Origin of the sequence: uncultured Nitratireductor sp., from assembly GCF_913053745.1 — a bacterium.
GTDB lineage: Bacteria > Pseudomonadota > Alphaproteobacteria > Rhizobiales > Rhizobiaceae > Nitratireductor.
Window position 1 is genome coordinate 1 of record NZ_CAJXGF010000007.1, and the last position, 14,457, is coordinate 14,457.

At 44.6% G+C, this 14,457-nt stretch carries 14 protein-coding genes and 1 pseudogene; 13 read left to right on the forward strand and 2 right to left on the reverse strand.

Features of this window, described 5'->3' with window-relative positions:
* The 12 genes and pseudogenes from QZ638_RS02270 to QZ638_RS02325 form a co-directional block, all read left to right on the forward strand.
* Window positions 1-445, forward strand: a pseudogene (locus tag QZ638_RS02270) (endonuclease III); the annotation flags it as partial.
* The gene (locus tag QZ638_RS02275) at window positions 445-870 is read left to right on the forward strand and encodes a DUF1841 family protein (RefSeq protein ID WP_289243407.1); all 426 of its coding nucleotides are present in this window, start codon (window positions 445-447) and stop codon (window positions 868-870) included. The pseudogene QZ638_RS02270 and the gene QZ638_RS02275, both read left to right, overlap by 1 nt.
* 66 nt (window positions 871-936) lie before the next feature.
* The gene (locus QZ638_RS02280) at window positions 937-1,938 is read left to right on the forward strand and encodes a zinc-binding alcohol dehydrogenase family protein (RefSeq protein ID WP_289243406.1); all 1,002 of its coding nucleotides are present in this window, start codon (window positions 937-939) and stop codon (window positions 1,936-1,938) included.
* A gap of 81 nt (window positions 1,939-2,019) precedes the next feature.
* Window positions 2,020-2,496, forward strand: a complete 477-nt coding sequence (locus QZ638_RS02285; protein WP_295806327.1) for a cytochrome c5 family protein — start codon at window positions 2,020-2,022, stop codon at window positions 2,494-2,496.
* Between the two features lie 105 nt (window positions 2,497-2,601).
* On the forward strand, window positions 2,602-5,421 hold the full coding sequence (locus tag QZ638_RS02290) for a monovalent cation/H+ antiporter subunit A (protein ID WP_295806329.1): 2,820 nt from the start codon (window positions 2,602-2,604) through the stop codon (window positions 5,419-5,421).
* Window positions 5,422-5,793, forward strand: coding sequence for a Na+/H+ antiporter subunit C (locus QZ638_RS02295; protein ID WP_289243403.1), 372 nt, complete (start codon window positions 5,422-5,424; stop codon window positions 5,791-5,793).
* Window positions 5,790-7,319, forward strand: coding sequence for a monovalent cation/H+ antiporter subunit D (locus QZ638_RS02300; protein ID WP_295806333.1), 1,530 nt, complete (start codon window positions 5,790-5,792; stop codon window positions 7,317-7,319). The genes QZ638_RS02295 and QZ638_RS02300 overlap by 4 nt, the downstream gene beginning before the upstream one ends.
* A gap of 1 nt (window position 7,320) precedes the next feature.
* Window positions 7,321-7,809, forward strand: a complete 489-nt coding sequence (locus tag QZ638_RS02305; RefSeq protein ID WP_295806336.1) for a Na+/H+ antiporter subunit E — start codon at window positions 7,321-7,323, stop codon at window positions 7,807-7,809.
* Window positions 7,809-8,078 (forward strand): K+/H+ antiporter subunit F, encoded by a 270-nt coding sequence (locus tag QZ638_RS02310; protein ID WP_007146389.1) that lies wholly within the window; start codon window positions 7,809-7,811, stop codon window positions 8,076-8,078. The genes QZ638_RS02305 and QZ638_RS02310 overlap by 1 nt, the downstream gene beginning before the upstream one ends.
* Before the next feature lie 3 nt (window positions 8,079-8,081).
* Window positions 8,082-8,408: a Na+/H+ antiporter subunit G gene (locus tag QZ638_RS02315; RefSeq protein WP_286304176.1), complete on the forward strand. Its 327-nt coding sequence runs from the start codon at window positions 8,082-8,084 to the stop codon at window positions 8,406-8,408.
* Window positions 8,408-8,854, forward strand: a complete 447-nt coding sequence (locus QZ638_RS02320; RefSeq protein ID WP_286304175.1) for a YaiI/YqxD family protein — start codon at window positions 8,408-8,410, stop codon at window positions 8,852-8,854. Before QZ638_RS02315 ends, QZ638_RS02320 begins: the two co-directional genes overlap by 1 nt.
* 72 nt (window positions 8,855-8,926) lie before the next feature.
* On the forward strand, window positions 8,927-9,451 hold the full coding sequence (locus QZ638_RS02325) for a cytochrome b (protein WP_289243401.1): 525 nt from the start codon (window positions 8,927-8,929) through the stop codon (window positions 9,449-9,451).
* A gap of 40 nt (window positions 9,452-9,491) precedes the next feature.
* Here QZ638_RS02325 and rep read toward each other — a convergent pair whose 3' ends face one another.
* On the reverse strand, window positions 9,492-11,513 hold the full coding sequence (gene rep / locus QZ638_RS02330; protein ID WP_295806351.1) for a DNA helicase Rep: 2,022 nt from the start codon (window positions 11,511-11,513) through the stop codon (window positions 9,492-9,494).
* A gap of 69 nt (window positions 11,514-11,582) precedes the next feature.
* The gene (locus QZ638_RS02335) at window positions 11,583-13,085 is read right to left on the reverse strand and encodes a YifB family Mg chelatase-like AAA ATPase (protein ID WP_295806354.1); all 1,503 of its coding nucleotides are present in this window, start codon (window positions 13,083-13,085) and stop codon (window positions 11,583-11,585) included.
* A gap of 171 nt (window positions 13,086-13,256) precedes the next feature.
* On the opposite strand from QZ638_RS02335, the gene QZ638_RS02340 reads away from it, so the two are divergent.
* On the forward strand, window positions 13,257-14,420 hold the full coding sequence (locus tag QZ638_RS02340; RefSeq protein ID WP_289243399.1) for a YdiY family protein: 1,164 nt from the start codon (window positions 13,257-13,259) through the stop codon (window positions 14,418-14,420).
* The last annotated feature ends 37 nt before the right edge of the window (window positions 14,421-14,457 follow it).

Genomic DNA, 14,457 nt, shown 5'->3' on the forward strand with positions numbered 1-14,457 from the left:
CTTAAAGCAATACATCAAAACGATTGGTTTATTCAACAGCAAGGCTGAAAATGTCATCAAGACCTGTCGAATTTTAATTGAGCAACATAACAGTCAGGTCCCAGAAGATAGGGAAGCACTGGAAGCCTTACCTGGTGTTGGTCGCAAGACCGCTAACGTTATCTTAAACACCGTTTTTAAACACCCTGTCATTGCCGTAGACACGCATATCTTTCGTTTATCTAACAGAACAGGGCTGGCAAAAGGAAAAACGGTTAAGGCGGTCGAAGACAAACTTATGAAAGTTGTCCCGAAAGACTATCTGTTAGATGCGCATCACTGGCTAATATTACATGGCCGCTATGTCTGTCTGGCGCGTAAACCAAAATGTGACACCTGCTCTGTCACCCAATATTGTGACTATTACCGTGACCAGCAACGTCGTCAGTCACGAACTGCATCATAATGTTTGGTCAAAACCGACAAGAAATCAGACAAGTCTATTTCGATGTGTGGAAGAAATTCCATACTAGCGCCCCCCTCACTGAGCTCGAAAAACACATCGCTCATATCATTGAGCTTCATCCCGAATATCACGCCTTATTTAATCAACCAGATAAAATCGATCAAGACTACTTCGTTGAAGCTGGCGAAACCAACCCTTATTTACATATGGGGTTACATCTGGCTCTGCACGAACAGATTCAAACAAACAGACCCCAGGGTATTCGTGACATCTACCAGCAATTACTTCATGCCAAACAAGACCCACATCACTGTGATCACATGATGATGGACTGTCTGGCGCAATCAATATGGCAAGCGCAACGTGATGGCATGCCACCATCAGAAGACGAGTACCTAAACGCTTTGAAGCAGCTTTTGCCATAAATCACAGCAACTTAATTCATACTATTGGGTCATTAACATCAAATAGCCACAAGCGGAGCAAAGTGAATGAAAGCCTATGGATTTTTTCAAGCCAATGGACAAGCACAAGAACTTGAGCGCGAGACACCCTCACCCAAAGGGCATGATCTTCTTATCAAAATAGAAGCGATTGCTGTTAACCCTGTTGATACAAAAATTAAAGCCAGCCTGGATGACAATAATGACAAGGCCAAAATTATTGGTTGGGATGCCTCTGGCACTGTTGTCGAGACAGGTGACGATTGTGAATTATTTAACGTGGGTGATAAAGTTTTCTACGCTGGTGATGTCACGCGTGATGGCTGTTATGCCTCACATCAATTAGTTGATGAACGCATTGTCGGCAAGGCCCCACAAAATTTCACTGCTGAACAAGCTGCTGCCATGCCGCTTACCAGTATTACTGCGTGGGAAGCCCTATTCTCAAGAATGCGCATTCAGCCCGATATGGATAAAGGTAAAACCATCCTGATTGTTGGCGGTGCCGGCGGTGTAGGCTCAATTGCTATACAACTGGCTAAACAGGTTGCAAAGCTCAATGTCGTGGCAACAGCATCTCGTAAAGAGTCTATCGATTGGTGCTATGCAATGGGTGCAGATCACGTCATCAACCATCAACAATTAACGGATCATTACTCAGCATTAAATATTGCTGCTCCCGATTATATTTTATGCTTAGCAGATACTGACCCATACTACGATGAACTCACCGATTTGCTAGCCCCTCAAGGCATGATTTGTTTTGTTGTCACAAGCCAGCAAACTCACAATATAGACAAGCTCAAAAATAAAAGTGCAGGCATAGTCTGGGAGTTTATGTTTGCCAGACCTATGTACAAAACAGCCGATATGATCGAGCAACATCATATACTGAATAGCATCTCAGAAATGCTGGATATTAAAACGCTTAAATGTACTCACAAACAGACATTGGGGCCGATTTCTGCCAGCAATATTGAACAAGCCCACCAACGTTTACTATCCGGTCGTACTATAGGGAAAATATGTTTATCAGCAATAGAGAACTAATCCTTTCTGTTGCTTTTCGTGGCACAGAAAGTTCGTTAACCGTATAATCATCGCCATTATTAAAATAAGCAGAGGTTTTCAGTGAATAATAATAATTCTGGTCAATTTCTAATTGGTAGTATTGTCACCGTATTAATACTTTTCGGTTTGGTATTAGTTGTGCTGGATAACGCACTTGAATTAGGCAAGAATGCAACTGCTCCGGCCAGCATGGATGAAGAAGCCGTCGCTGAACGTATTAAACCCGTTGCAGAAGTCAATATTGGTGAGCCACCTGCTGTACAAGCAGCACCTGCAGAAGAAGATACCAATACTGGTGGCGGCGGTGAACAAATCGTGACGCAAGTCTGTGCTGCCTGCCATGGTGCTGGACTGATGAATTCACCAAAAATTGGTAATGCTGCAGACTGGGCTCCACGTATTGAAAAAGGTATCGACACCCTGCATAAACATGCTATTGAAGGATTTAATATGATGCCTGCTAAAGGTGGTCGTTCTGATCTGAGTGATGAAGCAATAATGGAAGCGGTAGACTACATGGTTGCTCAATCACAATAGCGTAAAGTCTGAAATGAACAAAAAAGCACTGTAGAGCGCTGCTCTACAGTGCTTTTTCATGTATAAATATAGAATATGAGCACCCGTTAGATAACAGGAAAATCAATGAATTTATTGGCGTTCAACTTACCTTTAGTTGCTCTAATCCCTTTTCTGGGCGCACCTATTGCCGCATGGGCTGCAAGATTTAATCGTGTTGCCTCAGCCTGGGTGGCGGGCATTGTCACCCTTTTAGCACTATTGATCTTGATGCCAGCTGTTCATATTCCTTTCGATAATGAAACACTGGTTCAGAGCTGGTCATGGCTACCTGCACTGGGTTTAGATTTCGCGTTTCGACTTGATGGCCTGTCGCTACTCTTTAGTTTTCTGATCTTACTGATTGGACTACTTGTCATTCTGTATGCACGCTATTATTTATCGGCTCAGGACTCAATGGGCCGTTTTTTTGCGTATTTATTGATGTTTATGGGCTCAATGTTAGGCATTGTGCTTTCAGAAAATTTAATCCAGCTTGTTATATTCTGGGAATTAACATCCTTAACGTCATTTTTATTGATCAGCTACTGGCAGTACAGCCAAGATGCCCGCGATGGTGCAAGAATGGCACTGACCATCACTGGTGCCGGTGGTTTAGCTATGTTGGCTGGCGTATTAATGATTGGCAATATGGTTGGCAGCTTTAATCTCACCGACGTGTTGGCATCAGGCGATCTTATTCGCCAAAATGAACACTATCTGACGGCATTAGTATTAATTTTATTGGGCGTATTTACCAAATCGGCTCAATTCCCTTTTCACTTCTGGCTGCCTCACGCCATGGCAGCACCGACCCCTGTATCGGCCTACTTACATTCAGCCACAATGGTGAAAGCCGGTATTTTTATTCTTGCTCGACTATTTCCGGTTCTTTCAGGCACTGAGGCCTGGGGTTGGTTAGTGGGCGGAGCTGGTATGATAACTATGGTGCTGGGCGCCTATACCGCACTCTTTAAGCATGATTTAAAAGGCTTGTTAGCCTATTCCACCATAAGTCATCTGGGATTAATCACGCTGTTGTTTGGTTTTAGCACCAAATTAGCCGCTGTGGCGGCCATCTTCCACATCATTAATCATGCGACCTTCAAAGCATCGTTATTCATGGTGGCTGGAATTATCGATCATGAATGTGGCACCCGCGATATGCGCAAAGTAAATGGCCTCTTAAAATACATGCCTCACACCGCATTACTCGCCATGATTGCGGCCTCTGCCATGGCAGGTGTTCCCCTTCTGAATGGCTTCCTGAGTAAGGAAATGTTTTTCCAACAAGCTTTAACCGCAACGGATCACCATACTCTTAGTTGGGCGATTCCCGTCATTGTGACATTCGGCGCCGTTTTTTCTGTTGCTTACTCGCTAAGATTTATCCACGATGTATTTTTTAATGGTGAACCTCAGGGCTTAAGCAAAACACCACATGAACCACCACGGTTTATGAAGATACCTGTCGATATTCTGGTATTGCTGTGTCTTGGGGTGGGTATGGTACCCATGCTGATTGTCGCCCCGATTCTAAGTGTGGCTGTCGCGGCGAGCATACAATCTGTACCACCTGATTATAGTCTTGCTATCTGGCATGGTTTCAATATCCCTTTATTAATGAGTTTTATTGCTCTGTTATTCGGCGTTATTGTCTATTTCTATCGGGAAAAATTATTCCGCTGGCACGATACAAATTTACCTCGTCTGGATGCGAAAACACTGTTTAACAGAATCACACACGGCTTGTTAGTGCTGAGTGGCAGAATCAGTCGATTATTTGATCGTGGCTCTTTGCAAAATGCCATTAGTTGGGTATTGCTATCTGGTGTCGCGGCAACGTTGTATGGATTTTTACAGTTTGATAGCCCACTGTTTGGTGACCGTACTTTACTGGATGCGAACCTGCTCACCATGGTGCAAGTGGGTATTCTTGTGATTGCCAGTATATTAACGGCGTTATTGCATCATCAAAGACTTGTTTCACTGATTATTATCGGTGTGATTGGTTTGATCGTCTCCCTGGGCTTTGTGAAATTCTCAGCACCTGATTTGGCTTTGACGCAATTATCCGTTGAAGTCGTCACGATTGTGCTGCTGTTATTGGCTCTGTTCTTCTTACCACAGCACAGTCCTCAGGAAAGAAGTCATAGACGACTGTTTCGCGACCTGGTTTTATCCATTTCTGCAGGTGTCACGGTGATGTTATTAGCCATGGCTGTAATGAGCCGGGATTACGCGAGTATTTCTGGATTCTTCCTTGAGAACAGCAAGCCTGGTGGCGGTGGCACTAACGTGGTGAATGTTATTCTAGTGGATTTCCGTGGCTTTGATACATTGGGCGAAATTGTTGTACTAGCCTTAGCTGGTCTGGGTATTTTTGCGCTACTCAAAGATCTGAAATTACCTGCACCGCAACGTGACATAGAGGGACGTGAGTGGAGTCATGATCCTCACCCGCCGATTATGCAAACACTGACAAGACTGCTATTCCCATTAATGTTAATGGTTGCCGTCTTTATCTTCTTGCGAGGTCACAACTTACCTGGTGGTGGCTTTATCGCAGGATTGATTGCTGCAGTAGCACTCATTTCACAGTATCTTGCAAACGGTATTGCCTGGACAAACGCCAGAATCAAAGTGGATATGCATAAAGTCATTGCGGTTGGTTTAACAGCAGCTTTTGTCACCGGGTTAGCAGCCATGTTCCTGTCTTATCCGTTCCTAACGACGACATTCACCTATCTGACATGGCCGATTGTTGGCAAATTTGAAATTGCCAGTGCCATGATATTTGATTTAGGTGTATTTCTGGTGGTCGTTGGTGCAACCGTACTTATTCTGGTCGAACTGGGTAAGCTCAGTCACGCATCTCATGGTTTAGCTCAACAGGAGAAAAAATAGATGGAGTGGTTAGTTGCCATCGCGATAGGTGTCATGACATCAAGTGGTGTCTACCTTGTGCTTCGGGCTCGTACCTTTCCTCTGGTACTGGGGTTAACGCTGATTTCCTATGCAGTGAATGTATTTTTATTCGTTATGGGACGCTTACAAATTGGTGAGGCTGCCATTATCTCTGCGGAAACAACCAAATATACCGATCCTCTTCCTCAGGCGCTGGTATTAACCGCCATCGTCATCGCATTTGGCATGACGGCCTTTTTGATTGTTCTGGCTTTAAAAGCACGTAGTGAACTGGGTAACGATCATGTCGATGGCATGAGTTATGTGGCTGAAGAACAGGAGAATAAAGTAGCAGGAGGAGATGCCAAATGACACTGTCACAGCTACCAATCCTGCTAATTTTGTTACCTTTATTGGGTGGCATACTGACATTATTTTCTCGGCCCAAAGGTATCCCGCTACAGCGTATAGTTAGCCTGATATTTACTACGGCTCTGCTCTTGCTGAGTATCTATACCGTCACTATCGCCAATAGTGGTGATTATTCTGTTTACTTACTTGGTAACTGGACAGCGCCATTTGGCATCGTGATGGTGTTGGATAAGCTATCTTCCTTGATGATACTGCTGACATCCATACTGGCAGTTATTGCATTGGCTTATGCCATTTCTCAGGGTACCGATAAAAAAGGTCAACATTTTCATGTGCTCTATCAAATCCAGCTTTTTGGTCTGAATGGTGCTTTCCTGACTGGTGACTTGTTTAACCTGTTTGTCTTCTTCGAAGTGCTGTTACTCGCATCATATGGCTTATTACTCCATGGCGGCGGCCGCCTTCGCACTAAAGGCGGGCTGCATTATGTCGTCATTAATCTGGTCGGCTCCAGCTTGTTTTTATTCGCTGTGGGCACACTCTATGGCATTTTGGGCACATTAAATATCGCTGATATGTCTACGCACATTGCTCAGCTGGACAGTGCTGATCAAGGTATTGTGGCAGCAGCTGGACTGCTTCTTTTAGTGGTGTTTGGTATCAAAGCGGCTATTTTCCCGCTCTATTTGTGGCTACCTGGTGCCTATGCCAATACCTCTGCTGCCGTGGCTGCTTTATTTGCGATCATGACCAAAGTGGGGCTCTACGCGATTATTCGTGTTCACGGCACCTTATTCTCAGAACAGGCAAACGCGCTATCTGGCTTGCATGCTGAGGTAGTATTAAATCTTGGCTTGGTCACGTTAACAATGGCCGTCCTTGGCGTATTTGCATCCCGTGCATTAAAAGAACAAACCGCTTTTCTGATACTGGCTTCCGTCGCCACGCTTTTGATTGGTATCGGGATTAATACAACCGAAGCGTTAGCGGCTACCTTGTATTATCTAATTCATTCCACGCTGATTGGTGCCGGATTATTTCTGGTAGCCGACATCATTGCTCGAGCCAGAGGCTCATACTCTGATAGGTTACGTCCTGGCGCCCCAATGAAACATGCCATTCTTTTAGGCTCTGTGTTTTTCATTACCGCTATTGCTATTGTAGGCATGCCACCACTGTCAGGGTTTATCGGTAAAGTAATGATTTTGGAAGCCGCGCTGAGCAGCACATTAAGTACCTGGATCTATGCCATCATTTTAATAGGCAGCTTATTAATGATTATGGCGATGGCACGGTCAGGCTCAATCATTTTCTATCAAACGGATACCTCTCTCGATGATGACAGTGAGAAGCTGAATATACGTGCATTGGCTCTGGCTTTAGTTTTAGTGCTAGCCAGTCCGATATTAGTCATTGCAGCCGGTCCTATATCTGATTTTACCCAGAGTGTGGCTTCACAACTGAATGATCATCAAGCTTATATTGATGCAGTAATGGGCCAGCCTGCCTATCAGGGAGGAGAATAATATGTGGCGAAAATGCTTTCCTCATCCATTTCTCACTCTGGCCTTATGGGCTATCTGGCTTTTATTGAATAACACCTTATCGGCTGGCCATATGATTTTAGGTGGCTTACTCGCAATATTTATTCCTTGGTTCAGTGCTGGATTCTGGGAGGAACGCGTCATGGTACGTCGGCCATGGTTGCTGATTAAGTTTTTCAGCTCTGTGCTCTGGCAGATAGTGATTGCCAATATTCACGTGGCGCGTCTTATTCTCATGTCCTCAGATAAACTGCGACCCGGTTTTGTTGAGATACCATTGGATTTAACATCACCATTGGCCATCAGTATTCTTGCCAATACCATTTCACTGACTCCCGGGACTGTCACCTGTGACTTGTCTAAAGACCAGAAAAAGCTGTTGATTCATGCCCTGCATATCGATGATGCCCAAGCTACCATTGATGAAATCAAACAGCTGTTTGAAAAACCGTTAAAGGAGATTTTCAACTAATGCTGAATATCGCCATCATTACAGCCTGCGTTATGGTGTGTACGGCCCTGCTATTGAGCCTTTATCGACTACTTATCGGTCCTAGTGTGCCGGATAGAATTCTGGCCCTCGATACACTGTATATTAATTCAATTGCCCTACTTATCCTGCTGGGTATTTTCCTGCGAAGCAATCTTTATTACGAAGCCGCTCTATTGATTGCGTTGATGGGGTTTATGGGTACACTCGCGCTAAGCAAATACCTGCTGCGCGGCGATATAATGGAATAAATCATGTTAGAAATTTTATTATCTATTCTGATTATTCTGGGTGGTTTCTTTACGCTGGTCGGTTCCCTAGGCTTATTCAAACTGCCTGACTTTTATATGCGTTTACATGGTCCCACCAAAGCCAGTACTCTAGGTGTCGGTGCTGTTCTGGTGGCATCTGCCATTCATTTCAGTACCAAAACTGATGGTATCAGCTTGCATGAAATACTGGTGACTTTATTTTTATTTATCACCGCTCCAGTCAGTGCACATTTGATGGCAAAGGCTGCACTTCATATTAAAGTCAGACAAGAAAAACGTACGTTGAATAAATCTGACCAGGAAGAATAATGCATATCTGGGTCGATGCCGATGCTTGTCCGGCTGTTATTAAAGAAATCCTGATTCGGGCTTCAAGACGCACCTCCCTGCCGCTGACCTTTATTGCAAACCACGCGATTAAGGTGCCGGCAGATAATCAAATTCAGTTTATTCAAGTCGCCTCAGGTTTTGACATGGCAGATGATGAGATAGCCCGCCGTGTTCAAATGAAAGATTTAGTTATCACTGCTGACATTCCACTTGCCAACGATGTGATTGATCGTGGCGGCATCTGCCTCAGCCCACGTGGTGAACTAATGGATAAAAGCAATATTGCTGCACGTTTAACCATGCGTAATTTTATGGATACCATGCGTTCAAGCGGTGTGGATACAGGTGGACAGAATGCCTTTAATCACCGTGACAGAATGCAGTTTGCCAATCAACTCGACAAAATTATTCAATCATCATTTTAATAAAAACCGAATAACCGGAACAATTGTATTGATAATTCTGTCTCAGCGATGGTTTTCACAAAGGAGAGAGAAATGATAAATGATTCGATAGACCGATATGGCAGTGTGACGCGTTTTTTCCACTGGTTAGTAGCCGTACTTGTTTTCCAACAATTTTTTAAATTTGCTGATCGGATTAACGATGGTAAACACTGGCTGGGGGATACATTTGGTCCCTATCATGTGTCGATAGGCGCAATCATTATGATTCTCGCCATAGTACGTTTGTTGTGGAGTATGAAACAAAAAAATCAACGTCCGATTATTGAAGGCGCCAACAGCAAACTGGTAAAAACGGTACATAGCATCATGTATTTTTGCCTGATTGCTATGCCACCACTGGGTGCACTGTATATCCATGGACATGGGTATCCAGTCAAAGTATTTGGTCAGGTACTCATTGAAAAACCAGCTGATAAAGTGCAATGGGCTCATGACATCGGCGAGTTACACTCAGTATTAGCTATCGTACTGGCTATTTTGGTGGTCGGCCATATTGGCGCTGCACTCTACCATCACTTTATACGTAAAGACGACACGCTTCGTCGCATGGTTTAGCATAAAAAAGCCCGGTCACTTCAGTCACCGGGCTTTTTTTTTATTTCAGCATTTGCCGAATATTAGAGAGATGCGCCTTACCACGCTCTTTGCGTTCTTCCGGATCAGCCTGTGTTTTTTCAGACATCCAAATCAGATCATCTGATGGTAACTCACGAAGAAAACGGCTTTCCTCACACTCCATCTTCTCACCATAACGCTTACGCGTATTAGCCATCGTCATGACCAGACTGCGTTGGGCTCGGGTAATACCGACATAGGTCAGGCGACGTTCTTCTTCGATGGTGCCTTCTTCGATACTGGTACGGTGAGGCAGGATTTCTTCTTCCATGCCAATCATGAAGACATGTGGAAACTCCAGACCTTTTGCGGCATGTAAGGTCATCAAATGCACGGCATCCGCTTGGTTTTCGTCTTCCTGACGATCCAGAATGTCCATCAATGTCAGTCTGGCTGCAATATCGCCAATACTTTTCTCTTCGGTATCATTTTCGATGATACGTTCAATCCAGCTCAACAGCTCGAGCACGTTGTCCATGCGCCGCTCTGCTTTATTCGGATCGCCACTGGTTTCTTCCAGCCAACCACGATATTCGATTTCTTCGACCATATCGCGGATCGCACTCATTAAGTCACCACGTTTAGCTCTATCTGCAATATCAACCAACCAATTAGCAAAATGGGTCAGATTCAGAATCGCTTTTTCAGGCAATTTTTCAGCCAGGCCCATCTCAAAGCAGGCACCAAACAAACTGGTTTTACGCTCAGTAGCATAATTTCCCAGAGCTTGTAGAGTGCTTGAACCTATACCACGGCGCGGCGTATTAATAACCCGAAGGAAGGCATTGTCATCATCCTGATTCGCCAGCAATCTCAGATAGGCCATGATGTCTTTCACTTCAATCCGTGAGAAAAACGATGTACCCCCGGTTAAGAAGTAAGGCACATTATGTTCACGTAATACGCGTTCAATCGGTCTGGACTGATGATTACTGCGATAGAGGATCGCATAATCTTTGAAACTCGCCTGATGTTTCAGCTTGTGATAAAGCAGCTCAGACACCACTTTTTCTGATTCATGATCATCATCTCGACAGCCGATCACCCGTATCGGATCACCCGCTCCCAGTGCACTCCATAATTGCTTTTCAAATACGTGAGGATTATTGCGTATCAGAGTATTAGCCACTCGTAGAATGCGGCTCATGGAACGGTAATTTTGTTCGAGTTTAATCAGTTTCAGACGAGGATAGTCGGTCTGTAGTTGTGCCAGGTTTTCTGGTCGTGCACCTCGCCATGAATAGACAGACTGATCATCATCACCTACCACTGTCAGTGCTTCACGAATGCCGACCAGCTGCTTGACCAGCTCATACTGGCAGCCATTGGTATCCTGATATTCATCCACTAACAAGTAGTGAATACGCGCTTGCCACTTTTTTAATACTTCAGGATTTTCACGAAACAACACCACTGGTTTGAGGATCAAATCATCAAAATCAACAGCGTTATAGGCTTGTAACGCAGCGGTATAAAGTGGATACACTTTCGCTGCGGCCATTTGCGTACCTGCTTCAGCAATTTGCATGGCCTTGTCAGGCAGAATCAGCTGATTCTTCCACTCTGAAATTTGCCACTGCACCTGTTCAGCATGCTCACTATCTGCAGCAAAATCACGTCCCATCAGATCACGTAATACCGCCAGACTGTCTTGAGCATCAAAAATAGAAAAACCACTGCGATATCCGAGTGATTTATATTCACGGCGTAGAATATTCAAACCAAGTGTGTGGAAAGTTGAGACCATCAAACCACGTGCTGCCGCCGAGTTTTGACGGCTGGCCATCAATTCAGACACACGTGTTTTCATCTCACGCGCCGCTTTATTGGTGAAAGTGACTGCAGCAATATTTTTGGCTGGAATACCACACTGCTCAATCAGATAGGCAATCTTTCGGGTTATTACCCGCGTCTTACCACTACCGGCACCAGCTAAAACTAAGAGGGGTCCATCTATATGACGCGCAGCTTCCTGCTGCTGCGAGTTAAGATCATTGAGCATTAACGCCTCTGAAAACTACATGATCAAACGAGTGTTTCCACTCAACAAATAAGGTAAAAAGCGGCAACATTAGTGACCTACATCAAGCCGACGATAGCTAATGGCTTCGCTGAGATGTTCAGTTTGTATTTGACGACTTCCTGCAAGATCAGCAATCGTTCTCGCCACTTTTAGAATTCGATGGTAGGCCCGTGCTGATAGTCCAAGGCGAACAATCGCCTTTTCCACTAGCTGATAATCGTCTTCACTCAACAGACACACATCCTCAATTTCTTTTTGGTCTAACAAATTATTGGCTTTACGCTGTCGTTCGAGCTGTCTCTTGCGGGCTTTTTCTACTCGATGCCGCACCTGCTCAGAATATTCGGCTGTCGCATCGACATGTTGATGTCTTAATAAGCTTTTATCTACCGCAGGCACGTCAACCAACATATCAATTCTGTCCAGCAATGGGCCGGAGACTTTAGCACGATAGCGACGAACTTGCTCTTCTGTGCACCGACAGCGAGACTCGCCCAGATAACCGCAAGGACAAGGATTCATGGCTGCCACCAGTTGAAAGCGGGCTGGAAACTCCGCCTGATGAGCTGCTCTCGACACCGAGATTTTGCCAGATTCTATTGGCTCGCGCAGCACTTCCAACACACGCCGGTCAAACTCAGGGAGTTCATCAAGAAAAAGTACGCCATTATGCGCTAATGATATTTCTCCCGGTCTCGGATGACTGCCTCCCCCCACTAAAGCCACAGCAGATGCTGTGTGATGAGGTGAACGAAATGGACGCTGACGCCAATGACCAGGATCAAAACCGTTAGAAGCAATAGAATGTATGGCTGCCGTTTCTACTGCTTCAGCTTCAGACATCGTGGTTAATATGCCAGGTAATCGGCTGGCAAGCATGGTTTTCCCTGTGCCAGGCGGTCCACAGAACAAAATACTGTGTGAGCCTGCTGCGGCAATCTCTAGTGCTCTTCTTGCATGAGACTGCCCTCGAATATCAATGAGATCTGGATAGTCTGCTGCATCAGATAAATCTGGCGAACTCGCCAGGTTAAGTCGTTGTTGTCCATGTAAATGCGCACATACGGCGAGCAAGTTATCTGCCCCAAAACTCTCACATTGTTCAATCAAGGCAGCTTCACCGGCATTGATTTCTGGCAGAATCAATGTACGTTTGGCTGCCGATGCGGCCAGTGCGGTTGGCAATACGCCACGCACAGAACGACATTCGCCAGCCAGCCCTAATTCACCAATAAATTCCTTATCAGCAATTGCTCGCAGCGGAATCTGGTTTGATGCCGCTAAGATGCCTAATGCTATGGGTAAATCAAACCGTCCACCTTCCTTGGGTAAATCTGCAGGTGCCAGATTGATAGTGATACGTTGTTGAGGGAAGGTAAACTGGGAGTTCAATATGGCAGAACGCACTCTATCCTTGCTTTCTTTCACCGCTGTTTCTGGCATCCCGACAATCGACAAACTAGGCAAACCATTCGATAGGTGCACTTCAATTGTGACTTCTTGGGCATGTATGCCTGTCACCGCACGGCTGTAAACCTTTGCGATACTCATACTCCATCCTTGGTTGAGTGTAAAAAAGAAATATTAGCCTAACTTTTTTTGAGATGCCGTGAAACTTGTCGAATAAATAAAGGACAAAAAAGCGTTGCGTTTTTACGAGCGAGGTTGCTTGTGTTAGTTTAGTAGCGCGCAACTCATCTAATACAAATCTCCGGAGTTTATATGTACAAGCCTAGCTTGAGGACTATTTTTTTATTAATTTCAAGCACATTGACCAATATCGCAGTAGCTGACCAAGTCGTTCTTGATGATGGCAGTATGCTCAAAGGGACAGTAAAACAAGTCGCAAATGGTCAATTAATCATGGACACAGCCTTCGCTAATGAAGTCACGATTGATTATGCTCGCGTCAGCCAAATCACTACTGATAAAAAATATCTGATTGAGTTAGACAGCCGCGACAGAATAGTCGGCCAACTATCTGTTGATAATAACGGCCAAGCGCAACTGACTAATACAGCATTCGGTAATGTGGATATTAACCCAAAAAATATCAAAAACGTTTGGGCTACTGATGCCACAAAACCTCAAATTCTTGCTGTACAACAAGAATATCAAGACGAAATCGAAACCATTAAAGCTGACAAAGAAAAAGAAGTTGAAGACATAAAAACGTCTTATGAAACAGCGATTAACGCGCTACGTGAAGAACGAAATCGTCTGCGTGATCCATGGAGCGGCAGCATTGCAATGGGTGTCACGGGTGCATCAGGTAATACAAATCGATTTGGCGCGCATGGTCGTGGTGAGCTGAACCGTGAAACAGATGCCGAACGCATGAATCTCTACATGGAAATTAACTTCCAGAAAGAAGATGGCGAACAAACCGCCAACCAAAAGCTGGCCGGTCTATCTTTAGAACGTGATATCAGCGAAATGTGGTTTGCTCGTGGTTCAGCCGACTTTGAAATTGATGAGTTTGAAGAATTAGACTTACGAGCCATTGCCGCAGCGAGTTTAGGTCGATTTTTCATTCGTGAAGATGATCTCAAATTCAAAGGCTTCGCCGGTCTGGGTTATCGCTTTGAAAGCTACAGCGATGGCACAAAAGATAAAGACCCAACAGGTGTATTAGGCTATGACGTCAAATACAAAATGAACAGTAAACTCAGTTTATTTCATGATCTGACCTACTACCCATCATTCAGCAGCCCTGGCACCAACTATCTGATTGTCACCAATTTTGGTGGAGAAATGCCTATTACTGAAAAAGAAGACTGGAAGTTACGTGCTAGCTTGCGTAGCAAATATAACAGTCAACCTGCTGAAGACGCTGAGACAACTGATACCACGTATCAAATGAACTTAGTCTATGATTGGGAATAAAGCTCTCTCTTAAAGACATAAAAAAAGGCGCTTGAAG